This is a genomic window from Rhodobacter capsulatus SB 1003 (assembly GCF_000021865.1).
Lineage (GTDB): Bacteria > Pseudomonadota > Alphaproteobacteria > Rhodobacterales > Rhodobacteraceae > Rhodobacter > Rhodobacter capsulatus_B.
This window is the reverse complement of the sequence record NC_014034.1, coordinates 401878-426698: the sequence shown is the minus strand read 5'-3', so window position 1 is coordinate 426698 and position 24821 is coordinate 401878. Positions and strand designations below refer to the sequence as shown.

23 protein-coding genes are annotated in these 24821 nt (G+C 66.7%); 9 read left to right on the top strand and 14 right to left on the bottom strand.

Annotated features, from left to right (window positions below; genetic code table 11):
* Positions 1-6: 6 nt before the first annotated feature.
* On the top strand, positions 7-621 hold the full coding sequence (plsY, locus tag RCAP_RS02020; protein WP_013066141.1) for a glycerol-3-phosphate 1-O-acyltransferase PlsY: 615 nt from the start codon (positions 7-9) through the stop codon (positions 619-621).
* Between the two features lie 17 nt (positions 622-638).
* Here plsY and pgsA read toward each other — a convergent pair whose 3' ends face one another.
* The 9 genes from pgsA to ubiA form a co-directional block, all read right to left on the bottom strand.
* Positions 639-1268, bottom strand: a complete 630-nt coding sequence (gene pgsA, locus RCAP_RS02015) for a CDP-diacylglycerol--glycerol-3-phosphate 3-phosphatidyltransferase (RefSeq protein WP_013066140.1) — start codon at positions 1266-1268, stop codon at positions 639-641.
* A gap of 49 nt (positions 1269-1317) precedes the next feature.
* On the bottom strand, positions 1318-2370 hold the full coding sequence (locus RCAP_RS02010) for a lysine-2,3-aminomutase-like protein (protein ID WP_013066139.1): 1053 nt from the start codon (positions 2368-2370) through the stop codon (positions 1318-1320).
* A gap of 33 nt (positions 2371-2403) precedes the next feature.
* Entirely contained in the window at positions 2404-4299 is a 1896-nt protein-coding gene (gene uvrC, locus RCAP_RS02005; protein ID WP_013066138.1) for an excinuclease ABC subunit UvrC, read from the bottom strand.
* Positions 4300-4629: 330 nt separating this feature from the next.
* On the bottom strand, positions 4630-5112 hold the full coding sequence (locus tag RCAP_RS02000; RefSeq protein WP_013066137.1) for a hypothetical protein: 483 nt from the start codon (positions 5110-5112) through the stop codon (positions 4630-4632).
* Positions 5113-5114: 2 nt separating this feature from the next.
* A complete protein-coding gene (locus tag RCAP_RS19480; RefSeq protein WP_013066136.1) occupies positions 5115-5282 on the bottom strand; it encodes a hypothetical protein in 168 nt (55 codons plus the stop codon).
* A gap of 1 nt (position 5283) precedes the next feature.
* The gene (locus RCAP_RS01990) at positions 5284-6111 is read right to left on the bottom strand and encodes a S49 family peptidase (protein WP_013066135.1); all 828 of its coding nucleotides are present in this window, start codon (positions 6109-6111) and stop codon (positions 5284-5286) included.
* A 58-nt stretch (positions 6112-6169) separates the two neighbouring features.
* The gene (locus RCAP_RS01985) at positions 6170-6499 is read right to left on the bottom strand and encodes a cation:proton antiporter (RefSeq protein WP_013066134.1); all 330 of its coding nucleotides are present in this window, start codon (positions 6497-6499) and stop codon (positions 6170-6172) included.
* A gap of 12 nt (positions 6500-6511) precedes the next feature.
* Positions 6512-8731, bottom strand: coding sequence for an OmpA family protein (locus RCAP_RS01980; RefSeq protein ID WP_013066133.1), 2220 nt, complete (start codon positions 8729-8731; stop codon positions 6512-6514).
* 61 nt (positions 8732-8792) lie between these two features.
* Positions 8793-9764, bottom strand: a complete 972-nt coding sequence (gene ubiA, locus RCAP_RS01975; RefSeq protein ID WP_013066132.1) for a 4-hydroxybenzoate octaprenyltransferase — start codon at positions 9762-9764, stop codon at positions 8793-8795.
* Between the two features lie 12 nt (positions 9765-9776).
* Here ubiA and RCAP_RS01970 point away from each other — a divergent pair, with 12 nt between their 5' ends.
* From RCAP_RS01970 to RCAP_RS01960, 3 genes are all read left to right on the top strand, one after another.
* Entirely contained in the window at positions 9777-10502 is a 726-nt protein-coding gene (locus RCAP_RS01970; RefSeq protein ID WP_013066131.1) for a 16S rRNA (uracil(1498)-N(3))-methyltransferase, read from the top strand.
* Positions 10499-10999: a hypothetical protein gene (locus RCAP_RS01965; RefSeq protein WP_013066130.1), complete on the top strand. Its 501-nt coding sequence runs from the start codon at positions 10499-10501 to the stop codon at positions 10997-10999. The genes RCAP_RS01970 and RCAP_RS01965 overlap by 4 nt, the downstream gene beginning before the upstream one ends.
* 63 nt (positions 11000-11062) lie before the next feature.
* Positions 11063-12433 carry a glutamate--cysteine ligase gene (locus tag RCAP_RS01960; protein ID WP_013066129.1) on the top strand — a complete coding sequence of 457 codons (1371 nt, stop codon included), beginning with the start codon at positions 11063-11065 and terminating at the stop codon, positions 12431-12433.
* Between the two features lie 75 nt (positions 12434-12508).
* Here the strand turns inward: RCAP_RS01960 and RCAP_RS01955 are convergent, their stop codons facing one another.
* Positions 12509-13555, bottom strand: coding sequence for an NAD(P)/FAD-dependent oxidoreductase (locus tag RCAP_RS01955; RefSeq protein WP_013066128.1), 1047 nt, complete (start codon positions 13553-13555; stop codon positions 12509-12511).
* A 53-nt stretch (positions 13556-13608) separates the two neighbouring features.
* Between RCAP_RS01955 and mnmD the strand changes: the two genes are divergently transcribed.
* Together mnmD and RCAP_RS01945 are read left to right on the top strand one after the other, a co-directional pair.
* Positions 13609-14274, top strand: coding sequence for a tRNA (5-methylaminomethyl-2-thiouridine)(34)-methyltransferase MnmD (gene mnmD, locus RCAP_RS01950; RefSeq protein ID WP_013066127.1), 666 nt, complete (start codon positions 13609-13611; stop codon positions 14272-14274).
* Positions 14271-15149: a DMT family transporter gene (locus RCAP_RS01945; protein ID WP_013066126.1), complete on the top strand. Its 879-nt coding sequence runs from the start codon at positions 14271-14273 to the stop codon at positions 15147-15149. Before mnmD ends, RCAP_RS01945 begins: the two co-directional genes overlap by 4 nt.
* Positions 15150-15211: 62 nt before the next feature.
* Here the strand turns inward: RCAP_RS01945 and RCAP_RS01940 are convergent, their stop codons facing one another.
* On the bottom strand, positions 15212-17158 hold the full coding sequence (locus RCAP_RS01940; RefSeq protein ID WP_023910869.1) for a lytic transglycosylase domain-containing protein: 1947 nt from the start codon (positions 17156-17158) through the stop codon (positions 15212-15214).
* A gap of 138 nt (positions 17159-17296) precedes the next feature.
* Between RCAP_RS01940 and dapA the strand changes: the two genes are divergently transcribed.
* Positions 17297-18169 (top strand): 4-hydroxy-tetrahydrodipicolinate synthase, encoded by an 873-nt coding sequence (gene dapA, locus RCAP_RS01935; RefSeq protein ID WP_013066124.1) that lies wholly within the window; start codon positions 17297-17299, stop codon positions 18167-18169.
* Between the two features lie 147 nt (positions 18170-18316).
* On the opposite strand, the gene RCAP_RS01930 is transcribed toward dapA, so the two are convergent.
* The 3 genes from RCAP_RS01930 to nhaD form a co-directional block, all read right to left on the bottom strand.
* Positions 18317-19696, bottom strand: a complete 1380-nt coding sequence (locus tag RCAP_RS01930) for a glutamine synthetase family protein (protein WP_013066123.1) — start codon at positions 19694-19696, stop codon at positions 18317-18319.
* 1 nt (position 19697) lies between these two features.
* A complete protein-coding gene (locus RCAP_RS01925) occupies positions 19698-21068 on the bottom strand; it encodes an aspartate aminotransferase family protein (RefSeq protein WP_013066122.1) in 1371 nt (456 codons plus the stop codon).
* Between the two features lie 165 nt (positions 21069-21233).
* Positions 21234-22559, bottom strand: coding sequence for a sodium:proton antiporter NhaD (nhaD, locus tag RCAP_RS01920; RefSeq protein WP_013066121.1), 1326 nt, complete (start codon positions 22557-22559; stop codon positions 21234-21236).
* 460 nt (positions 22560-23019) lie between these two features.
* On the opposite strand from nhaD, the gene RCAP_RS01915 reads away from it, so the two are divergent.
* Together RCAP_RS01915 and RCAP_RS01910 are read left to right on the top strand one after the other, a co-directional pair.
* On the top strand, positions 23020-24624 hold the full coding sequence (locus tag RCAP_RS01915) for a glucan biosynthesis protein (protein ID WP_037090977.1): 1605 nt from the start codon (positions 23020-23022) through the stop codon (positions 24622-24624).
* Entirely contained in the window at positions 24621-24821 is a 201-nt protein-coding gene (locus RCAP_RS01910) for a hypothetical protein (RefSeq protein WP_013066119.1), read from the top strand. The genes RCAP_RS01915 and RCAP_RS01910 overlap by 4 nt, the downstream gene beginning before the upstream one ends.

Sequence of the window (24821 nt, the reverse complement as noted above, 5' to 3'; positions counted from 1 at the left end):
GCAAGGATGGCGGATCTGCATGCGGAGGCGATGCTGCTTCTGGCGGTGGCGGGGCTTGGCTACCTGCTGGGCTCGGTGCCTTTTGGCGTCGTGATCACCAAGGCATTCGGTCTGGGCGATCTGCGCAAGATCGGCTCGGGCAATATCGGCGCGACGAATGTGCTGCGCACCGGCAACAAGGCGGCGGCGGCGGCGACGTTGATCCTGGATGGCGCCAAGGGGGCGGTGGCGGTGCTGATCGCCCGCGCGCTGCTGGAAGGCAACGACACCGCGGCCGTTGTGGCGGGCGGTGCGGCCTTCATCGGGCATCTTTACCCGGTCTGGCTGAAGTTCAAGGGCGGCAAGGGGGTTGCGACTTTCCTTGGCACGCTGATCGCGCTGGACTGGTTTTTGGGTCTGGGCGCCTGCGGCACCTGGCTGATTGCCGCCGCGGTGGGGCGGATTTCCTCGCTTTCGGCGCTGGTGGCCGCGGCGGGGGCGGTGCCCTTGGCCTATCTGCTGGGCGATCAGGCCTATATGCCGGTGACGGCGCTGATGGCGGTGCTGATCTTCGTGCGTCACCGCGCCAATATCGAGCGGATCCTGGCAGGCACCGAACCGCGGATCGGCAAGAAGGCGTAACGCCTTCTGCCCTTCCCTCAGCTGTCCTTGTGATCGCGCAGGAAGGGCAGCGCCTTGCGGAAATAATCCCAGCCGGTGATCGCGGTCAGCACCGCGGCCACCCAGATCAGCGCCAGACCGACGTGATTGGCCAGATCGGCGAGGCTGGCGAAATTGGGCAGGTTGCCCTCGCCCGCGCGGGGTGCCCGGCCCTTTTCCAGATAATCAAGCCCGGTGCCCAGGAACAGGATGGCAATCGCCACCATCTGCGCCGTGGTCTTCCATTTCGCCAGTTTCGTGACCTTGAGCTTGCCCGCATCGGCGCCGATGAATTCGCGCAGCCCCGAGACGAAAACCTCCCGGAACAGGATCACCGTCGCGGGCAGGATCAGCCAGGGGTTCATGCCGGAATAGCCGGTGATGACCACAAGCGCGATCACCACCATCGCCTTGTCGGCGATCGGGTCGAGCATGGCGCCGAACTTGCTTTCCTGCTTCCAGGCCCGCGCCAGATAGCCGTCAAACCAGTCGGTGACGGCCGCGCCGATGAACAGCGTCAGCGCGAACCAGTCGGCCCAGGGACGGGCGAAGTAAAGGAACATCACCGCGACGCCGGGGGCGGCGATCAGGCGCAAAACGGTCAGCGAGTTGGGCAGGTTCCATTTCATGCCCGCACCCTAGCCCCGGGCGGGGCCAAGGAAAAGGGGGGTGCGACACTCAGCTTGCGGGGTCGGCGTAATCGTGAACGCCGCCCCGCCAGTCGGTGACGCGCCACAGGCCCGGCCGCGCCCCCGGGGCGACATGATCGGCGGTGATCGGCACCTTGCCGAAGCCGCCCGGAATATCGAGCACATAGGTCGGGATCGCCGCCCCGCTCAGAGGCCCGCGCAGCCCGGCCATCAGCGCACGGCCCGCCGCGATCGTGGTGCGGAAATGCCCGGTGCCGGGGGCCAGATCGCAATGATGCAGGTAATAGGGCTTCACCCGGCAATCTTGCAGCGCACGAAACAGGTCGCGCAGCGCGTCGTGACTGTCGTTCACGCCTTTGAGCAGGACCGATTGCGACAGAAGCGGCACCCCGGCATCCACGAGCCGCGCAAGCGCCGCGCGGGCGGGCGCGGTCAGCTCCTGCGCGTGGTTGGTGTGCACAACCACCCAGACGGCGGGGCGTTGCGCCCGCAACAGCGCGACCAGCGCAGGCGTGATCCGCTCGGGCGCCACCACCGGCACGCGGGAATGAAAGCGCAGGGTGGTGATATGGGGGATAGCCGAAAGCCGGGTCAGCACGTCTTCCAGCCTGCGGGGCGACAGCGTCAAGGGATCGCCGCCGGTCAGGATGATCTCGCGCAGGGCCGGCGTCGCGGCGATGTACTCGAGCGCCTGCGCCAGATCGGGTTCCGGCAGAGGCCCGGTCTCGCCCACAGTTTCGCGGCGAAAGCAGAAGCGGCAATAGACGTCGCAGGTCTTGGTGATGTGCAAGATCGCCCGGTCGGGGTAGCGATGCGTCAGCCCGGGCGCCGGGGAATGCACGGCATCGCCGATCGGATCGGCGCGTTCCTCGGGCCGGGTGATCAGTTCCGCCGCAGAGGGCACGAATTGCGCCGCCACCGGGTCCGCGGGCGCGGTGATCGCCGCGCGCATCGCGGGCGTCACCCGGATGCGGAAGTCCTGCGCCACCTGGGTCAGATCGGGCATCTGCCCGGGCGTCACCAGACCCTCGGCCAGAAGGTCTTCGGGGCGGGTCAGGGCGGTGGTCACGGGTGCGGTCATGGGGGCGGGCGCTACGACGGGGCGGCCCGTCCGTCAACCCCGATCGTTGAAGAAGTTCCAGATCGTCTCGGCCATGGCGGCGGAAATGCCGGGAACTTCCATCAGATCGCTCTCGCCCGCGCGGCTGACCGCCTTGGCCGAGCCGAAATGCGCCAGAAGCGCGCGTTTGCGCGTCGCCCCGATGCCGGGGATTTCATCGAGCGGATTGGCCATCGTGGCTTTCGCCCGCTTCGCCCGATGCGCGCCGATCGCCCAGCGGTGGGCCTCGTCGCGCAGCCGCTGGATGTAGTAAAGCACCGGGTCCTGCCGCGGCAGCGCCATCGGGCGGTGCCCGATGCGGTGGAACTCCTCCTTGCCCAGATCGCGGTCGATGCCCTTGGCCACCCCAACCATCGCGATATCGGCCACCCCCAGCGCGACCATGATTTCATGCACGGCCGAGACCTGCCCCGCGCCGCCGTCGATCAGCAAAAGATCGGGCCAAAGGTCGGTCTTGCGCTCGGGGTCCTCGCGCAGAAGCCGCTCGAAGCGCCGCGTCAGAACCTCCTTCATCATGCCGAAATCGTCGCCGGGGGTCAGATCCTCGCCCTTGATGTTGAACTTGCGGTAAGAGGATTTCATCAGCCCCTCGGGCCCCGCGACGATCATGCCGCCCACCGCATGGGCGCCCTGAATATGCGAGTTGTCATAGACCTCGATCCGGTCCGGGGGCTTCGGCAGCCCGAAGGCCGCGGCCACCCCCAGCAGCAGCTTCGCCTGCGCCGCCGATTCCGACATCTTGCGGCCCAGACTTTCGCGCGCATTGCGCAGCGCATTTTCCACAAGCTCGGCTTTCTCGCCGCGCTTCGGCACCGCCAGCTCCACCTTGCGCCCGGCGCGGGTGGACAAAAGATCGATCATCAGATCGGCATCCTCGATCTCGTGGCTGAGCAGGATCGTCTTCGGCGGCTCCTTGGCGTCGTAGAACTGCGCCAGAAAGGCCTCCAGCACCTCGGCCTCCTCGGCGCCCGCGCCGGTACGGGGGTAGAAATCGTGATTGCCCCAGCTTTGATGCGCGCGGATGAAAAAGACCTGCACGCAGGCCTGGCCCCCCTCCAGATGCACCGCGACCACATCGGCCTCGGCCACCGAGCGCGGGTTGATGCCCTGGCTTTGCTGCACCGTCGTCAAGGCGCCGATCCGGTCGCGCAGCGCCGCCGCGCGTTCATATTCCATCGCCTCGGAGGCCGCGCTCATCTCGGCCGCCAGATCCTGCTGGATGCTGGACGACTTCCCCTCAAGGAACCGTTGCGCGTCGGCCACCGTGCGGCGGTAGTCGTCTTCGCTGATCTTGCCCACGCAGGGGCCGGAACAGCGCTTGATCTGATATTGCAGACAGGCCCGCGTGCGCGAGGAAAACATCGCATCCGAGCAGTTGCGCAGCTGAAACGCCCGTTCCAGATGATTGAGCGTGCGATTGACCGCCGAGGCGCTGGCAAAGGGCCCGAAATAGGCGCCCTTGACGGTCCTTGCGCCGCGATGCTTGCGGATCATCGGAAACGGGTGATCCCCGGCAATCAGGATATAGGGAAAGCTCTTGTCGTCGCGCAAAAGCACGTTGTAGCGCGGCTTCAGCTGCTTGATCAGGTTCTGTTCCAGAAGCAGCGCCTCGGTTTCCGTGCGCGTGGTCAGGAACATCATGTGGGTGGTTTCGGAAATCATCCGCGCGATCCGGCCCGAATGGCCGGTGGTGCGCGCATAATTCGACACCCGCGCCTTCAGATTGCGGGCCTTGCCGACGTAAAGCACCTCCTGCGCCGCATTCAGCATGCGATAGACGCCCGGAGATCCGTCAAGACGGCTGACGTAATCCGCGATCAGCGCATGGCCTTTCAACCGCACGCCCTGCTGCGTCGCAGCACCATCGGGAAGATCGCATCCGTCCGTCATTCTGGCCCTCTGATTCTCTGTCTGGGTTGCAACCATGCTTCGCCAAATACAAGCGGAAAGCTGTCCACCGTTTCTGTGGATAAGTTCGTGGGAAAGATTTGGCGATCTGCAGATTTCCCTTGAATCCAGCCCCTTTCACAAGCTTGACTAAAAAATAGGCAGTCCGGCAAGGCGTTGATTTTGATTGGAAATTATTTTCATCAAAAGCAAGCCCCTGAAAGGATTGAGAGAATTGTAACCCTTTGTTTACACCTGCGCGAAACGTGGACAACTTGCCGCTGAGTCACGCGCCAGCCCCCCCGGTTCGGCGGCGAAAAGGTTAAGGATCAATTAACGCAAGGCCGCAATGTTAACCACTTGTCCGGTCAGCGCCGGACCCTGCAGCAGCAGGCCCAGCGCCCGCGCCAGGGCCTGCGGCAGGGGGGGCGGCCCCGGATGCTGCGTCGCGGCGATCCAGGCCGCCTGCCAGGGCGCGGGGGGCGGACGGCGCGGCGCCAAATGGATCGCATTCACCCGCAGCTGCGGCGCATGGGCCAAGGCGGCCCGCGCCAGCGTGCCCTGCAGCACCGCCGCCTGCCCCGCGGGCAGCAGCCAGACCACCTGACCGCTGGCGATCCGGTCGGCGCCCGCCCGGCCCGCCTCGGGACGGCTTGCGGCGAAATCGGCGATCCGCGCCAAGGCCTGCGCCGGATCCTCGGTGCCAAGCAGAAGCACCGCGGCCCCGGTCTGCACCGGCCGCAACGCGCACAGCGCCAGCGCCTCGGTCAGCGGCGCCGCAAGGGCGGGCGGAATATCATGGCAAATCACATCCATCCTCAGCCCTTTCCGCAGGGACAGGGCCCCGCCCCGATCCGCGGCCTGCCGCAGCGCGGGCAGTTCTTGCGCAAGAGCGGCGGCGCCTTGCGGCCCGGCAGGCGCAGGCGGCCGAAAAATGCCAGCCCGACCATCACCAGCACGAACAGGATCGCGGCCTTGATCAGCATGTCAAAGCCCGACCCGCGCCCAAAGCGCCCGTTCCTCGGCGGCCTCCAGCACGGAAACCGCCGCCTCGGCTGCCATGCTGGCGCCGAAACGGCGCAGCCAGGACCGGCGCGGACCATAGGGCACCAGCTTCACCTTGTCGCCGTAAAGCGCCCGCAGCTTCGGCCCCGGATGCGCCAGCCCGTCGATCAGCCCGGTTTCCAGCGCCTGCGCCCCGGTCCAGATCTCGCCGGTGAAGAGATCCGCCCCCGCAGCCAGCTTCGCGCCCCGCCGGTCGGTCACCCAGGCCTTGAAGGCGCGGTGCATGTCTTCCAGAAGCCGGGTCAGCCGGTCCACATCTTCGGGCTTTTCCGGTCGGAACGGGTCAAGGAAACTTTTCGAACCGCCCGCCGTATGCACCCGCCGCTCGACGCCGTAGCGGCCGATCAGATCGGCAAAGCCGAAGCCCGAGGAGATCACCCCGATCGAGCCGACGATCGAGGTGGCATCGGCCCAGATGTCATCGGCGGCGCAGGCCAGCCAGTAGCCGCCCGAGGCCGCCACATCCTCGATGAAAGCATGCACCGGCAGGCCGGTTTCCGCCGCCAGGGCCCGGATCCGCGCCGCGATCAGCGAGGATTGCACCGGAGAGCCGCCGGGGGAATTGATGATCAGCGCCACCGCCACCGGCTTGCCCTTGCGAAAGGCGCGCTCCAGCGTCTCGGCCAGCGCGGCATCCGACAGGCCCGGCGCCCCGGGACGGCTGATCCCGATCGCGCCCTGCAGCCGGACAACGGCCACGCGCGGCGGACGGCGGAAGAACGGGGCGGGGAGGGATCGGGTGATGTTCATGCCCCCGATGTAGGCCCGGGGCCGCGCGCAGACAAGCGGGCGGCGGCGAAATCCGCCGTTACCGCTCGGCTTGCAGGCGCTCGATATAGGCGCGCAGTTCCTCGGCCTCGTGGCGGGCATCGCGCAGCCCATCCATCGCCGCGCGGAGTTCGGCCTCGGTCTGGTTGATCTGGTTCGTCAGCTCCGCCTCGCGGCTTTCGACATAGGCCACGGCCTGATCGCGCTGTTCCTCGGCCTCGTGCAGCGCCTGCGCCATCTGTTCCAGCTCGCCCATGTCGGCCGCGGTGACCCGGGTCAGCCGGTGGATCAGCCAGGAGGCGAACCAGCCCAGGCAGAAGGCCAGAAACAGGATGATCGCCGTGGCGATGACGAATTCGGTTCTGTTCATCTGCGGCTCTCCTCAGTTGTCCCGCCCGCCCAGTTTCTTCGGGCGCGGTTTCGGGTGGCCGGGCGATTGCGCGGCGGGGTTGACCGGAATGACAAGGGCGGCCTCGGTCCCCTCGGCCGCTCCGGCCTGCGTCGTCGCAGCTTCCGTCGCCGCAGCGTCCGAAGCGGCCGCGGCGGGGTCCGCCGGAACGGGGGGCGTCGCAACGGGGTCAGCCGGAGCGGGAGCGGCCACCGCGGGCGTCTCGGCGGGCGTATCTGCGGGGGCCGGCATCGGCTCGCCATGCGCCTCTTCCATCGGGGCGGCGCCTGCGATGGCGCTTTCGTCCAGCACCAGATCGGGCGCAGCCTCGATCGGCGCGACGGGCGCGGGCTTCGGCGGTTCCGGCACCGTCACCGGCAGATCGATCTGCCCGGCGCCCCCCACCGGCTTGGCATCCAGCAGCACGAATTCGATGCGCCGGGTCGCCTCGCGGCCCTTGTCGGTGTCATTCTCGGCGATGGGCTGGCTTTCGCCATAGCCCTTGGGCGTCAGGTTGCGCGTCAGCACCCGGCGCGCGGAAAGCGCGGTGATCACCGCCTCGGCCCGGGCCTGCGACAGCTTGCGGTTGCCCTCGTCGCTGCCCTGGCTGTCGGTGTGACCCGCCACTTCCATGCGGAAATCCTGACATTGCGCCATCGCCTTGGCCAGGGCGTCCAGCTTCGGCCCGTCCTCGGGCTTGATCGTCGCCGAACTGGGCTCGAACCCGATCTTGTCGCGCGCCAGAGCGCCGTTCAGCCGGGCCACGCAGTCGTTGCCATCAGGCAGCGCCAGCGACGCATCCAGCCTGCGGTCGTATTTCACCGAAAGCGCGATCGGCGCCGCCTCCCCCAGCCGTCGCGCGAACAGCCGCGCCGCCTTGTCCGAGGCCTGCCGGTCGCCGGTCACGCCCGCAAGCCGGACCAGATCGGGCGTCACCGTCACCGTGCCCTCGTGCATCAGCCGCAGCGCCTCGAGCGCGGTCAGCGTGCGCAAGGGCCAGCCCTCGGGCAGGCCGGTATCGACCCGCGTCGCGCCGTAAACCGAGGTCGCGCCGAATTGCGCATGGGCGAAACTTTCCAGCGCCTCGCGCGAGCGGTCCGAGGTCACCCGGCCGCGCAGCTCCACCTGCCCATCCTCGCGCAGAAGCGCCGAGAATTCGGGCACGGCCGCCTTGGCCTCGGCTTTCTTCGCCAGCTCGGCCTTGAGCGAGAACACCTCGGGCAGGTTCGATTCAAGATCGCCCACCACCCGGTCATAGATCGCAGGATCGGTCGTGTCGGCCGCTACCAGCGCGATATCGGCATCGGAAAAGGTCAGCGTGCCCGCGCCCAGCTGCGCCAGCGCCGCCACGCCTTTTTCGACCGCCTCGGCCCATTGCGGCGAGGGCACGCCCATGCCGACGGTGCAATCCAGCTCGCCCTTGGCCCCGGCCTTGCGCGCCGCCGCCATGATCCGCCCCGCGGCGCGGTCGGTATCGGCGGAACAGGCGTCGAAACGGGCGCCCTCGGCGTCGATCAGGAAGCGCAGGGTGAAGGGCGTGATCACCGGGCGCGGCGCCGAGATCTTGGCGTCAAGCCGGATCTCGGTCGGGCGGCGGCGGTTCAGCAGCGCCTCGGCCTCGGCCTTCTGTTCGGGGCTGTCGGTGATCGCCTCGACGCCGACCTTGCCGGGCAGGATCGACACCTTGGCGCGGGGCAGTTCCGTCAGCGCCGCGATGCCGAATTCAAGCGCCGTCCGCCAGCCGCCCGGCACCGGATAATCGGCGCTTTCCAGCATGTCGGTCACCGCCCCCTCGCCCGCGATCTTCGTCAGCCGCTCCTGCAGCGCCTTGCGGTCGGTGCCCGAGGGCACCAGCCCGATCAGCGAGATCCCCTCGTCATTGCGCAGCATCTGCAGCGAGAAATCCGGCGGCGCGATCGCCTTTTGCACCTCGGCATCGGTGTTGTCGACGATGCGGGAACTGTCGACCACGGTCGAAACCAGGGTGACGGAACGGAACCGCGCCGCCTCCGACGGCGCAGTTCCGAGCAAGATCACCTGCAGCCCGTCGGTTTCGACCTGGACCCAGGAATGGCTTGCGGTTTCCAGCGCCAGTTTCACCGCCTTGCGCGAGCGCTGCTCGATGATCGTGGCAGAGCCGCCCGCGATGAAGGCCGAGAGCACGAGGGCGCCGACGAAAGCCGTCGTCGTCAGGAGGGTGATGCGGCCACGCATGGGGATGTCGTTCCTCGCCTTTGGTCCGCACCGTCTTAAGGGGCGCCCCCGTGCCGATCAATCAAAGGATTGCGGCGCCGGCAAGAAACAGCGCAGCCCAAAGCCCGGTGTCGCGGCTTTTGCGAAACAGCCACAGGCAGGTGTCCGGGTTGTCGATATCCAGCCGGCGCATCTGCCAGAGCATGTGCCAGCCCATCGCCCAGGGCGCGCAAAGGCCCAGCGCCAGCACCGCGGGATTGGAAAGCGGCACCAGCGCCAGCAGCACCGCCGCCGTCATCAGAACGACGGTCAGGATCAAGAACAGCGTCAGCCAGCGATGGGTGTTGGCGCCAAAGAGCCGCGCCGTCGATTTCACCCCGATCAGCGCATCGTCTTCCTTGTCCTGATGCGCGTAGATCGTGTCGTAAAACAGCGTCCAGATGATCCCGGCGGCGTAAAGCAGCACCGGCGCCAGCCCGAGGCTGCCCTTGTGCGCGACCCATCCGAGCAGCGCCCCCCAGTTGAAGGCGATGCCCAGAAAGGCCTGCGGCCACCAGGTGAAGCGCTTGGCAAAGGGATAGACGGCGACCGGGACAAGGGCCAGAACCCCCATGCCGATGGCCGCCCAGTTGAAGGTGAACAGGATCGCCGCGGCCAAGGCCGTCTGCGCCACCATCCAGCCCACCGCCTGTTTCACGCTCACCTGACCGGAGGGAATCGGGCGTGACCGCGTCCGCGCCACCTTGCCGTCGAAATCGCGGTCGGTGATGTCGTTCCAGGTGCAACCCGCGCCGCGCATCAGAAAGGCGCCAAGCCCGCAGCCCAGCGCCAGCCACAGATCGAAGGGGCGCAGGCTGTCGGTCGCGGCGGCGAGCGCAATCGACCACCAGCAGGGCAAGAGCAAAAGCCAGGTTCCGATCGGCCGGTCGGCACGCGAGAGCCGCAGATAGGGGCGGCTGAAAGCGGGGGCGGTATGGTCCACCCAGTTGCCGCGATAGGCGTCGGCCACCTGTCCCGTCACCTGAGCCTCTGGCATTTCGGTTTTGCCGGTCATAAGTTTCGCCTCATGGAACGCGCCAAGATACGACTCTGTGTTACTCACCCGCTCGGGCCGGGGCAAGCCGTGCCCCTGAGCCCGGATCAGGCGAATTATCTCTTTGCGGTGATGCGGCTGGGTCCGGGGGACCGGGTTGCGCTCTTCAACGGGCGGGACGGCGAATGGACCGCCGAGGTGGTCGAGGGGTCGAAACGCGGCGGCACGCTCGCCTGTCTGGGCCTCGCCGCGCCGCAGCTGAACCCGCCCGATCTTTGGCTTCTGTTCGCGCCGATCAAGAAGGAACGCACCGATTTCATCGTCGAAAAGGCGGCGGAGCTGGGCTGTGCGAAAATCCTTCCGGTGCAAACCGAGTTTACAAATGCCGCGCGGATCAAACAGGACCGGCTGCAGGCCCATGCGCTGGAAGCGGCCGAGCAATGCTTGGGAACTTATGTCCCCGAAGTCAGTGACTTGCAGCCTTTGCAGAAAGTTCTGAAATCCTGGAACCCGGCGCGGCGCATTCTTTGGGGCGATGAATCGCTGGTGGGCCCCGCGCAGACGCTCGCCGGTCTTGCCCCCGGCCCCTGGGCGATTCTGGTCGGCCCCGAGGGCGGCTTTTCCGAAACCGAGCGGCACCAGCTGCGGGCCCTGCCCTTCGTCACGCCGGTGTCACTTGGCCCGCGCATCCTGCGCGCCGATACCGCCGCCTGCGCGGCGATCACGCTCTGGCAATCCTCTCTGGGGGACTGGCGGTGATCCGACCCGAGCTGCGCGCGCATCTGACACGGCAGCGCGAAGCTTATGTCGCAGCGCTTGCGCTCGCCGCCTCGCTTTGGGTGGCGACGCGCGGCGGCTGGTTTCTGGCGGCGGTGGGGCTCTGCCTTGCGGCGATCACCGCGGGCTGGCTGGTGCTTGCGCTGCGCCGCGCCCGCTTTGCGCGGCCCGTCTCCGACCCCGGCGTCGTCGAGCTGGACGAGGGCCGGATCGGCTACTGGGGCACCGGGGGCAGCGTTCTGGGCGGCACCATGGCGCTGGAGGATCTGACCGAGATCCGGCTGCTGATCCTGAAAGACAGCCAGTTCTGGCGGCTGAAAAGCCGCGACGGGCAGGCGCTTCTGGTGCCGGTGGCCGCGGTCGGCTCGGAAAAGCTCTTTGACGCCTTCGCCGGTCTGCCCGGCATCGACATGGGCGCACTGGCCGCCGCGCTGGATCGGCGCCTCACCGCACAAAGCCTGTGGCGCCGCCCCGTCTGAGTCGCCTTGACTTGGCGGCGCGGAAGAACCACCTGTTGTGTCCCAACGGAAAGAGAGGGTCCGATGTCCATTCCCCAGCAGGGCGGCGGCCCGATCGAAGATTTTGCCCAGTTGGCCGAATACCTGGCCTCGGGCGAGAAGCCGAAAAGCGACTGGCGCATCGGCACCGAGCACGAGAAATTCGGCTATTGCAAGGATGTGCTGAAGCCCCTGCCCTATGACGGGCCGCGCTCGATCCGGGCGATGCTGGAGGGGCTGCAGCAGGTCTTCGGCTGGGAACCCGTGCTCGAGGGCGGCAACATCATCGGCCTGACCCGCAAGGGCGCCAATGTCAGCCTGGAACCGGGCGGGCAGCTGGAACTGTCGGGCGCGCCTTTGGAAACCCTGCACCAGACCTGCGAGGAAGTGAACGAACATCTGACCGAGGTGCACCGGATCGCCGACCGCATCGGGGCGAAGTTCATCGGCCTTGGGGCGGCGCCGGAATGGACGGCCGAGGAAATGCCGATGATGCCGAAGGGGCGCTATCGGCTGATGAACAGCTACATGGATTCTGTCGGCACCATGGGCAAGACGATGATGTATCGGACCTGCACCGTGCAGGTGAACCTCGACTTTTCGTCCGAGGCCGACATGGTGAAAAAGATGCGGGTGGCGCTGGCGCTGCAGCCGGTGGCGACCGCGCTTTTCGCGAATTCGCCCTTCCTTGACGGCAAGCCGAACGGGATGAAATCCTGGCGCGCGAACATCTGGCAGAACCTCGATCCGGCCCGGACCGGCATGCTGCCCTTCTTCTTCGAAGAGGGCATGGGCTATGAACGCTACGTCGATTACGTCCTCGATGTGCCGATGTATTTCGTCTACCGCGACGGGCAGTACATCAACGCTTTGGGGCAAAGCTTCCGCGATTTTCTGAAGGGCGAACTGCCCGCCCTGCCCGGCGAGAAACCCACCCTGTCCGACTGGGCCGACCATCTGACCACCGTCTTCCCCGAAGCCCGGGTGAAGAAATACATCGAGATGCGCGGCGCCGATGGCGGCCCGTGGCGGCGCCTGTGCGCCCTGCCCGCCTTCTGGGTGGGTCTGATGTATGACCAGTCGGCGCTTGATGCCGCATGGGATCTGGTGAAGCATTGGGACGCCGAGACCCGCGACGGGCTGCGCGTCGCCGCCGCCAAACACGCCCTGCAGGCCGAGGCGGGCGGCGTGAAGATGCATGATCTGGCCCGCGAGGTGGTGGCGATCTCGAAGACCGGCCTTGCCGCGCGCAAGATCCCCGGCGCGGGCGGGCTGATCCCGGACGAGACCTATTTCCTCAACGCGCTGGAAGAAAGCATCGACACCGGCCGCGTTCCCGCCGATGAGCTTCTGGAAAAATACCACGGCGCCTGGAAGGGCGACCTGTCCCGCATCTACGGCGAATACAGCTACTGAACGCCTGCTTTTTCTTGGCGCAAATACGCCCTTTTCGAACCGATGTCCCGACCTCGCGGCCGGGACATCTTGATCTTACAGGTTGTCCTCGACCCGGAACCCCGCCGGGATCGCATCGACCCCGTCCAGCACCAGATCGGCCATCACCTGCGCCACCTTGGGCGCCATGCCGAAGCCGATCTTGAAGCCGCCATTGACGATGAAATGCCCCTCGCGCCCCGGCCAGGCCCCGAGCATCGGCGAGCGCGAAACCGAGCGCGGCCGCACATTCGCCCAGCGCTCGATCACCTCGGCGCCCGCCAGCGCAGGCACCAAAGCCCGGGCACGTTCCAGCACGGCGTCGAGCTGATCATCGGTCGCGGTCGGGTCGGTGTAACTCCGCTCGGCGGTCGAGCCGACGCCGACGGTGCCATTCGCATGCGGCACCACCAGCACGCCATCGGCAAAGATCTGCGGCACCGGGCCGGGATCGAGCTTCAGGATCGCCGACTGCCCCTTGACGCCATTGCCGACCTCCTTGCCGAAGGCCTCGGACAATTCAACAAGCCCCGCAAGCCCGGTCGCATGCAGCACGATGCCCTCGTCGGGCGCATCCCCGAAAACGATCTCGCCGCCCAAAGCCTCGATCGCCGCGGCCAAAGCCGCCGCCGCGCCGCGCGGCGAAGCCCGACCCGAGAGCGTGTCGTGAATGACCAGCCCCGTCGGCGTCACCGGCGCAAAGGCGCCGAATTCGTTCACCGGGGCAATGCGCCACAGATAATCCGCGCCCCAGTTCGCCGCCGCATCCCTGGCCCGCAGCTCGGCCAGGGTCACCGCCGCCTGATCGGCGAGCGGTTGCAACCGCCCGATCCGCGCAAAGCCCGCGTCCTTGCCGCCGACCGCCTTCACGCCCGCCCAGAACGCCTCCGACATCACCAGACTGTCGAACTGGAACTGCTTCTTCGGGTTCCACTGATCGGGCACATGCGGCGAAAGCATGCCCACGGTCCCGCCCGAGGACCCCGCGCCGATCCGCTCCCGCTCGATCAGCCGCACCTTTGCGCCGCGCCGCGCCAGCTCATAGGCGCAGGCCAGACCGAAAACCCCGCCGCCGCGCACCGTCACCCGATCTGCTCTTGCCATCGCTTGTCCCTTTCGCCACTCTCTGCGTCAAATCCCCACAGGCACTATCCCCGATGACCTCCCCAGACCAGAGCCCGGCCGCGCTTGCGTGGCGCGACGGATCGACGCCCGTTTCGACCCGCTTCGACGACCCCTATTTCAGCCTGGCCGGAGGGCTGGCCGAAACCCGGCATGTGTTTCTGGCGGGCAACGACCTGCCCCTGCGCCTGCACCCCGGCTTTCACGTCGCGGAACTGGGCTTTGGCACCGGGCTGAACCTGCTGGCGCTGGCGCTTTCGACCGATCAGCCGATCCGCTTCACCAGCTTCGAGGCCTTCCCGATGTCGGCCGCAGAAATGGCCCGCGCCCATACCGCCTTTCCCGAAATCGAACCCGTTGCCGAACCGCTTGTTGCTGCAATGCAGCATGGGCGGACACAGTTTTCGCTGCGCAGCATTTCCGTCACGCTGATCCTCGGCGATGTGCGCGAAACCCTGCCAGTTTGGGACGAAAAGGCCGATGCCTGGTTCCTGGACGGCTTTTCGCCCGCAAAAAACCCCGAGATGTGGGGCGAAGATCTGATGGCCGAGGTCGGGCGCCACACCGCGCCCGGCGGCACCTTCGCCACTTATACCGCCGCGGGCTTCGTGCGCCGCGGTCTTGCGGCGGCGGGCTTCACCGTCACCCGCGCCCCCGGCCATGCTGGCAAACGCCACATGAGCCGCGGAGCGAAAGCATGAGAGCCACGCAGAACATCGGCCGCGGCATCTGGCTGATGGTGGCGGTCACGATCATCTTCGCCATTCAGGACGGGATCTCCCGCCATCTCTCGGGCGCTTACAACGTCTATATGGTGGTGACGATCCGCTACTGGTTCTTCGCGCTTTTCACCCTTGCCGTGGCCGCTCGGTCCGCGGGGGGCTTGCGCGCGGCGCTTTCGACGCAACAGCCGCTCCTGCAGACGATCCGCGCCCTGCTTCTGGTCTTCGAGATCGTGATCGTCATTCAGGCCTTCGTCCGGCTCGGCCTGATCGAGACCCATGCGGTCTTTGCCGCCTATCCGCTTCTGGTCGCGGCGCTCTCGGGCCCGGTTCTGGGCGAGACCGTCGGCTGGCGGCGCTGGACCGCGATCGGCATCGGCTTTGCGGGCATCCTGATCATCCTGCAACCGGGCTACGGCGTCTTCCGCCCCGAGGCGGTGATCCCGCTTCTTGGCGCCTTCCTCTTCGCGCTTTACTCGCTGCTCACCCGCTTTGCCGCGCGCAAGGATGCGGCCTCGGTGTCGTTCTACTGGACGGGTCTGATCGGCGCGCTGGCGATGACACCGCTTGGCCTGATCTTCTGGCAACCGATGATCGCGACCGACTGGCTCTGGATGGGGGCTTTGTGCCTGACCGCGGTCACCGCGCATTTCCTGCTGATCCAGGCCTATGAGATCGCCGAGGCCTCGGCGATCCAGCCCTTTGCCTATCTGCAACTGGTCTGGGTCTCGGGCATCGGCATCTGGGCCTTTGGCGACATCCTGCGCCCCAATGTCGCCCTTGGCGCCGCGGTCGTCGTCTGCGCGGGGCTCTTCACGCTCTGGCGCGCGCGGGCCCGGGCCGAAACGCCCTGATCCCCTTTATCTTGCCGGAAATATCCCACGGGGGCGCGGGGGTGTGAAACCCCCGCCCTGCCTCACCAGTTGCCGCGCAATTCGTCGGTGAACCGGACCGCCCCGGCATCCGGCCGCCCCAGCCGCGCGCGATAGACGGGCAGGCTTTCCGCCACCCGCATCACATAGGTCCGGGTCTCGGTGAAGGGGATCATCTCCACCCATTCCACCACATCGACCGCGGGCTGGCGCGGATCGCCGCGCTCGCTGATCCAGCGCCGCGGCCGCCCCGGACCGGCATTGTAGCCCGCCGCCACCAGCACCGGAGAGGTGCCGAATTCCTCCTGCAGCTTCGCCAGATATTCGCTGCCCAGCCGCACGTTGTAAGACGGGTCCGAGGTCAGCCGCCGCAATTCGTAAGGCTCGCCCAGCTTCTTCGCCATCATCTTCGCGGTCTCGGGCATCAGCTGCATCATGCCGCGCGCGCCGACCGGGCTGATCACCGCCGGGTCGAATTCGCTTTCCCGCCGCGCGATCGACAGCGCCAGTTCCTCGGGCACCACCAATCCCGCGGGGTTCAGCTCCGGCAACGGGTAATAGGCCCGCGTCAGCACCACCCCCTCGTTCGCCGCGCGCTTGGCCAGAAGCAGCATCAGATGCGCATTGTGCCACTCCTCCGCCAGCCGGGCCAAGGGCGCAATCTGCTCGGGCGGCAGGCGTTCTTCCAGATGCAGCAGGAAGCGCTCGGCCAGATCCCGCGCCCCCGCCGTCTGCAGAAGTTGCGCCGCCTGAAACACCGGATCACTCACGAAGGGCGCGGCTTTCCAGTCGGGCAGCGCGGGCGGGGTGGCGAAAGCCGGATCCAGCGGCGCGCCGATCCGTTCCGCGCAGAGCAGCCCGTAATAGGCAGTCTGCCACTGCGCGCCTTCGACCCAGGCCTGATCGGCCTCGGCCACCCGGCCGATCACCTCCAGCGCCCGACCGCGCCAATAGGCGGCGCGGGATTTCGAAATCGGCGTGCTGACCCCGGCCTCCAGCGCCTCGAAATGCTCCAGCGCCGTGGGCGCATCGCCCAGCTTCAGCGCCGCGAACCCGGCCAGCCATTCCAGATCGCCCCAATCCGCATCGTCCGAGGGCAGCCGGTGCCGCGCCGCGATCTTGTAAGCCAGCCGCGGATCGCCCTGCCGCAGGAAGAACCGCGCCAGCTGACCCCGGACCTCGGCCCACAGTTTCGGATCGCCAAGGCTTTCCGCATCCTTCGAAAAGGCCAGCACGATCTCGGCCGCGCCGTCCTCCAGACTGTTGCGCCAGCGCCAGACGGCGCGGTCGCGCGCCAGCCCGGCCGATCCCGCCAGACGTTCGGGCACCGCCTGCAGCAGCTTGTCCACCCCCTCGGTCCGCGCCTGCAACGCGATCCGCGCCGCGGCCACCGCCTTCGTGCCCGGGCTGACCAGCGGCAGCATCGCCCGCGCCCGCGCCAGACGGCCCTGATCCAGCGCCGCCTGCATCCGCCCGCCGTGGAACGGCGCGACCAGATCGGCGTAACGGGCCAGAAACGCGGCCTGTTCCTCGGCTGTCAGCTCGAGCCTGCGCCAGGCCGCCTCGGCCACGGCGGCGGCCTTGTCGCGCTGCCCCATCGCCTGCCGCGCCGCGATCAGCGCCAAGGCGCCGGTGCCGGTCTGCGGCGCGCCGTCGCCGAAATAGGCCACGATCTCGACCGGATTGGCGCCCGCCAGCTGCGCCTCGCCCTGCTTGCGCAGAAGCTCCATGCCCGGCCAATCGCCCCGCCGGGCGGCGAAATCGGCGTAATCGGCGAAACTGCCCTTTCCCGCGCGCAGGCGTTGCCATTCGATCAGATCGAAGGCAAGCGGACCGGCCAGCCGGGCCTCGGCCGCGGCCTGATCCCAGTCGGTTCTTGCCGCCGCCGCCAGCGCGCGGGTCAGGGAAACGGGGTCGTCGGCCCGCCCGGCAAGGGGCAGAAACACCGTGGAAACCGCCAGCAAAGCGGCAAGGGAAAGAGGTTTGATCATGGGCCCGTGCATGCGTTTTCAACAGGCTGCGCGCAAGGCGTGATCGTTGCAATTCACAAGTTGGCAAGACCGAAAGCCTCGCCTATGGTCCGCGCGACTTTCACCCAGGCGAATCCGCCTCAAGCTCAGGAGCGTGTCATGTTCAAAGGGTCCTTCCCCGCACTCGTCACGCCGTTTTCAAACGGCGCCGTCGATTGGGACACGCTCAAGAAGCTTGTGGACTGGCACATCGCGCAGGGCAGCCACGGGCTTGTTCCGGTGGGCACGACGGGCGAAAGCCCGACGCTGAGCCATGAAGAACATAACGAAGTCGTGCGCGTCGTGGTGGAAACCGCGGCGAAACGCGTGCCGGTGATCGCGGGCGCGGGCTCGAATGCGACCGCCGAGGGGATCGAGCTGATCCGCCACGCCGAGGAAAACGGCGCCGATGCGGCGCTGGTCGTGACGCCCTATTACAACAAGCCGACGCAGCGGGGCATGGTGGCGCATTTCACCGCGATGCATGATGCCTGCAATCTGCCGATCATCATCTACAACATCCCCGGCCGCTCGGTCGTGGACATGATGCCCGAGACGATGGGGCAACTGGCGCAACTGCCGCGGATCGTCGGCGTCAAGGACGCGACCGGCGATCTGAGCCGGGTGGCCAAGCAGCGCATGACCTGCGGCGCCGATTTCCTCCAGCTTTCGGGCGAGGATGCGACGGCGGTGGGCTTCAACGCGATGGGCGGCGTCGGCTGCATTTCGGTGACCGCGAACGTCGCGCCGAAGCTTTGCGCCGAGATGCAGGAAGCCACCCTGCGCGGCGACTATGCGAAGGCGCTGGAATATCAGGATCTGCTGCTGCCGCTGCATATCGCGATCTTCATGGAGCCGGGCGTGGCCGGGGCGAAATATGCGATGTCGAAACTTGGCCTCTGCAGCCCCGAGGTGCGGCTGCCGCTGACCGAACTGACCGACGGGACCAAGGCCGCGCTTGACGCCGCGATGCAACACGCCGGGCTGATCTGAGGTCGGTCCTTTTGGCGACCTGTGCGGGGGGCCCCCCGTCTTTGCTTTCAGCAAGCCTCCCCCCGGGATATTTGCGGCAAGATGAAGGACATCGGCTTCATCTTGCCGCAAATATCCCGGGGGTCTGGGGGCAGAGCCCCCAGCCTCTCAGACGTTGTGCAGATAGAGCGCGTAATCCACATCTGCGATCCAGCGGGCGACGCGGCCGTGCTCCGCCGCCTTGATCGCGGTGAAGGTGCGATGCATGTCCGCGCCCAGCGCCTCTTTCAGGAACTCGGACGCCGTCGCCGCCTCGATCGCCTCGCGCCAGTCGCGCGGGATTTTCAGGCTGTCATCGCCTGCATAGCCGTTGCCGGTGGTTTCCGGGCCCGGGTCGATCTGGTGTTTCAGCCCGTGCCGGATGCCGGCCAGAACCGTCGCCGCGACCAGATAGGGGTTCGCGTCCACGCCCGAGGGCCGATGCTCGATCCGCCGCGCCTTGATCTCCCCGGCCGGGATGCGCAGCGCCACGGATCGGTTGTTCACCCCCCAGCTGGGCGAGACCGGCGCATAGCTTTGGCCGACGAAGCGGCGCCAGGAATTGCCATGCGGCGCGAAGACCAGCATCGATTCCCCCATCGTCGCGCGCAAGCCCCCGATGGCGTGGCGGATGGTGTCGGTCCATTGCCCTTCCACCGCCTCGGCGAAGATGTTCCGGCCCGTCGCGTCGCACAGGCTGACGTGGAAATGCATCCCCGAGCCCGCGTATTTCTCGATCGGTTTCGCCATGAAACAGGCCACGACGCCATGCCTGCGCGCCTGCAGCCGGACGATGCGTTTCAATCGCACCAGATCGTCGGCCGCCTGCATGACATCGGTGCGGTAATGCAGCGTCAGTTCATATTGCCCGGGCGCATATTCGGAAATCACCGTCTCGGCCTTGATCCCCATCGCCTCGGCGGCGCGGTAGATATCGGAGAACAAGGGCTCCATCCCGTGCAGGTGATCGACCGAATAAACCTCGGTCCAGTCGCTGCGCCGACCGTCCAGCACCGCCGCCGCAGGCCGCACGCCTTGGGTCGTGTCGGGGTCAAGCAGGAAGAATTCCAACTCGAACGCACCCGCGGGATAAAGCCCCTCATCGGCCATCGCCTGCACCTGGCGGGCCAGCGCATGTCGCGGGTCCGAGGTCATCAGCGCGCCATCCAGATGATACATGCTCATCAAGACCTCGCCGCGCGGCGGGTTGGTGCCGTGCAGCGCCTTCAGCGTGCCGGGAATCGGCCAGGCGCGCAAATCGCCATCGCCCTGATCCCAGATCAGGCCGGTCTCGTGCACGTCCTCGCCCACGATATCAAGGCCCAGGATCGAAATCGGCAGATGCCGCCCGCCCTTGTATAGCCCGATCAGCTCGTGGCGGCGGATGATCTTCCCGCGGCCGATGCCGTTGGCATCGTGCAGCACGATGTCAAAGGCCTCGATCTCGGGATGGGCGGTCAGGAAGTCTTCGGCTTCTTGCAGGGTGGAGCCGGTCGGCGATTGGGTCATGTCATGTCTCGAGCAATTGGGCCGTCACGGCGTCAAAGGCGGCGATCAGGCGGTCGATCTGCGCGCGTGTCGTGGCGGGCGAGATCAGCATCATGTTGTGGAAAGGGGCAATCAGGCAGCCGCGGTTCAAAAGGCCGATGTGCAGCGCGGCTTCAAGCGCGGGGGCATGGGCCCTTGCGGCGTCAAAGCCATTGCGCAGCGGGCCGGGGGCGCAGATGAACTCGACCCGGGCGCCGACTCGCACGACATGCCACGGCAGCTTGCGGCGGCTCACCGCCTTCGAAAGGCCAGCGCAAAGCCGCGCTGCGCCCGCCTCCATCCGGGCGTAATTGGCTGGCGTCATCACCTGCGAAAGCGTGGCGACAAGGGCCGCGAATTGCAGCGGATTGGCCGAAAGCGTCGTGCCCATGCCGCTGTGGCCCGAGGGCCGGGTGGCGTCATAGGCGGCGAAGCGCGCGGCGATCTCGGGCGTCAGGCCCCAGACCGCGGTGGGCACGCCCCCCGCGACGCATTTGCCGACGACGAAGATATCGGGTTTGAGCCCATGCACGCGGGTATAGCCGCCCAGCCCCGAGGAAATCGTGTGGGTTTCATCAAGGATCAGCACCGCGCCGTAACGGCTGGCCAGATCGCGCAACCCGTCGTGAAAGCCCGGTGCAGGCAGGACCATGCAGGAATTGGTCATCACCGGCTCGGTCAGGATCGCGGCCACGTCCCCCGCGGCAAGCGCCTGTTCCACCGCCGCCAGATCGTTGAAGGGCACGGCCACGGCGACCAGCGACAGATCCTCGACCTGACCCACAAGCCCCGGGCGGGACACGGTTTTTCCGCCCTCAAGGCAGACCATCGCGTCATCGACGGTGCCGTGATAGCAGCCGTCGAAAACCAGCACCTTGCGCCGTCCGGTCACCGCGCGGGCGACGCGCAGCGCAAAGCGGTTGGCATCGGTCGCGGTCGTCGCCACCTGCCAGCGCATCGGGCCGAAAACGTCGCAAAGCAGCTGACCGGCCTGCAGCGCGGCCTCGGTCGGCAGCATGTAGGTCAGCCCCGCCCCGGCCTGCGCGCGGATGGCGCGGGCCACGGGTGCGGGCGAATGGCCGAACATGGACCCCGTATCGCCCAGACAGAAATCATCGATCCGGTGGCCATCCAGATCCTCGATCAGCGCGCCTTTCGCCGCCGCCACCAGCATCGGAAAGGGCTGCGGCCAGTCGCGCATCCAATGCATCGGCACGCCCGCAAGCCAGGGCTCCGCCCCCGCCGCAAGCGCCGCACGCGTGCGCGGACGGGCCGCGGCGTAAACCTTGGCTTCCTCGGCCGCGAAGGCGGCGATACGGGCTGCGGCAATGCCGCCGATACGGGTTTCGGACATGGCTCCCTCCGGTCTCACCTGACCATGGCCGAAGCGCCAAGGCAACGCCCGGGCCGCAGCCATTTCGACGCGCATCCATGCATGGAGCGCATATGTTGCCACCGCAAGGCGCAAAGAAAAAGGCCCGGGACGCAGGTCCCGGGCCTTGGTGTGCCGCAGCGGCGATCAGTGCGGCCGGACCGCCACTTCGAAGAGGTGCGCGTTCAGCAGCAGATGCACGCCGATCGCGGCGAAATAGCCCAGCGCGATCGCCCAGCTCCATTTCAGATGCCCCGAGAACGAATAATGCCCCCGCGCCTGCCCCATCAGCGCCACCCCGGCCGCCGAACCGATCGACAAAAGCGAGCCGCCGACGCCGCAGGTCAGCGTGATCAGAAGCCATTGCCCGTGGCTCATGTCGGGCTCCATCGTCAACACCGCAAACATCAGCGGGATGTTGTCGACCACCGCCGACATGATACCAAGGATGGTGTTGGCCGCGGTCGCGCCAAGCCCGTCGTAAAGCGCCACCGACAGCATGTCGAGATAGCCCAGAACCCCCAGCCCGCCGACGGCAAAGATGATGCCGAAGAAGAACAGAAGCGTGTCCCATTCCACCCGTTCGAACTGCTTGAAACTGTCCAGAACCAGCTCGGTGTTGTGCTGGCGCCGCCCGTTGCGGGTCAGGAAATAGGAATAGATCTGCAGATAGCCCAGCCCCAGCATCATCCCCATCGCCGGGGGCAGATGCAGGAAGTTCTTGAAACTGATCGCAGAACCGATGGTCAGGCCGAACAGCACGATCACCATTGCCCCGCCGGGCTTCATCCTTGCGTTGTCCTCGGTCCGGGCGGGCATCTCGTTCGGGATCGCAAAGGACATGATGGCCGCGGGCACCAGCCAGTTCACCAGCGAGGGAAGGAACAGGTCGAAGAATTCGAAGAACTCGATCACGCCCTTTTGCCAGACCATCAGCGTGGTGATGTCGCCAAAGGGGGTGAAGGCGCCGCCCGCATTCGCCGCAACCACGATCGAGATGCAGCCGATCATCACGAATTTCGGCGCCGCACGCCCGACCGCGACCACCACCGTTCCCATCACCAGCGCCGTCGTCAGGTTGTCAAGAATGCCCGAGAGGAAGAAGGCGATGATCCCGGTCAGCCAGAACAGCTTGCGATAGCTCAGCCCCATGCCGATCAGTTTCGCCCGCAGCGCGTCGAAGACCCGGCGCTCCTCGAGCGTGTTGACATAGGTGATGGCGACCAGCAGGAACAGGAACAGCTCGCCATATTCCTCGACGATATGGGTGGCCTTTTCATGCGCCAGATCGGAAAGACCGTGGCGGGCATAGGCGATGCCGATCAGCATCCAGATCAGCCCTGCGGCCAGCATCACCGGCTTCGACTTGCGCATGTGGGTGGTCTCTTCCATCACCACAAGCGCATAAGCGCCAAGGAAGATCATCACCGACAGAATGCCGAAGATGCTTCCGGTCAGATCGAGTTGTTCCATGGTCCCTCCGGCTGTTTGCATCGGTTTATCCAGCCTGCCCCGGTGTCACAAGAGCGCCCGCGGCGCCGATCACGGGCTGGCACGCGGACTGCGCGGCGCGGCGCAAACTGCGGGCCGGGCGGGCGCGACTCACCCCCCGCCGCCGGGCGCCGGGCGGGCCTGTGCAGCTGCGGAAAAACCGGCTCAAACCGGCTAAAACATGTATCGAAATCGGGAAAATCCGCTTTGCCTGCGCAGAATGCGCAACTTCCTGACGGATGCGCGGGAAGTTGCGCAACTTTGCGCCGAAACCGGCGGGACAGCGCCCATTTGACACATCTGTTACGCAAACTCTCTTGCCAGTTTTTAAGCACTGTGGCTATAGAAACGGCAAACGGGGGCGCCCTTGAGCGGCCTCTGGAACTATCTGACTTTGCATAGAAAACAGATGCCCTCCAGCCGGAACGAAGCCTCCATGATGATGACCCGCCGCCACCTTCTGGTGACGCTCTCCTCGGCTGCGATCCTGGCCGGGACCGGGGCCGTGCCGCGCAGTGCCCATGCGCAGGAAACCACCCCGCCCGCGCCGATCGACGTGCCCGCTGCGCCGCCGCAAAAGCCCTTCAGCTTCGACACGCTCGCCGAAGAGATGCGCGCCCTGGCCGCCGCCGGTCCCGATGCGCCGATGGTGCTGCCCGACAGCTTCCTCAACCAGCTCACCTACGACCTTTACCGGCTGATCCGCTTCGATCCGGCCAAGGCCCGCTTTGCCGATGTCGAACGCACGCATTTCCAGCTGCATGCCTTCCACATGGGCTGGCTGTTCAAGGAACCCGTTCTGCTGAACGAGGTGATCGGCGGGCAGACGCTGCCGATGGGCTTTGACACCGACGATTTCATCTACGAGCGCGAAAGCCGCGACAAGGTTCCGCTGCATGTGGCGTTGCCGGGCGTCGCCGGGTTCCGCCTGCACACGCCGCTCAACCGCCCCGATGTCTTCGACGAGCTGGTGGCGTTTCAGGGCGCCTCCTATTTCCGCGCCCTTGGCCGCAATTCGGCCTATGGCCTCTCGGCGCGTGGCCTGGCGGTGAACACCGGCCTCTCGGTGGCCGAGGAATTCCCGCGCTTCACCCGCTTCTGGATCCAGCGCCCCGAACCGGGCGGCGAGACGATCACGATCTGGGCGGCGCTGGAAAGCGCCTCGCTGACGGGCGCCTATCAGTTCGTCATCCGTCCGGGCTTCGAGACGGTGATGGAGGTGACGGCCCGGCTCTTCTTCCGGTCCGACGTGCAGCAGCTGGGCATCGCGCCGCTGACTTCGATGTTCCTGTTCTCGGAACGCAACCGCAAGGATTTCGACGATTACCGCCCGAAAGTGCATGACAGCGACGGGCTGGGCATCGTGCGCGCCGATGGCGACATCCTGTGGCGGCCGCTGGCGAATCCGTCGCGGCTGGCCTCGTCCTATTTCTCGGAAACCGCGCCGAAATCCTTCGGGCTTTACCAGCGCGACCGCGAATTCGACCATTATCAGGACGATGCCGCGCATTACGAAAAACGTCCCTCCTGCGTGGTCGAACCGATCGGCGACTGGGGCAAGGGCGTGATCCGTCTGGTCGAGATCCCCTCGGATCTGGAGGTGAACGACAATATCGTCGCCTTCTGGATCCCGGATGCGCCCGCGAAGGCGGGCGAAAGCCGCGAGTTCAGCTATCGGCTGCGCTGGGGCGATCTGGAATTCGAGGATTTCGACGACCGCGCTCATGTCAGGGAAACCCGCACCGGCGAGGGTGGGGTTTCGGGCGTGCAGAACACCGATGGCACGCGCAAGTTCGTGATCGATTTCGTCGGCGGGCTGATGGACAGCCTTGGCCATGACGAGGCCGAGAACCTGACCATCGTCGCCAATGCCTGGAATGGCGAAATCGTGACGAAAGTGCTCTCCCGCAACACCACCGACGGAATCTGGCGTCTTGTCATGGATGTGAAGCCGACCGGGGGTGACACTGTCGAACTGGCTGCCCATATCGCAGGATATGGTCGCAAGCTGACCGAAACCTGGCTCTATCAATGGATCCACGCATGACCGCGCATACCTCCTCTCTCACTGCGCTCGCGTCCGAAGCCGTTCTGACCCCCGATGCGCTGATTGCCGGGCCCTGTGCCCTGCCGGTGGCGCCGATGGCGATGCCGCATCAGGTGATCGAACCGCAAAGCGGGCTGATCCGTCGTCTGCTCGCCGGTCTGCATCTGCAGGCCGCGCATGTCGGCACCGGCCACTGA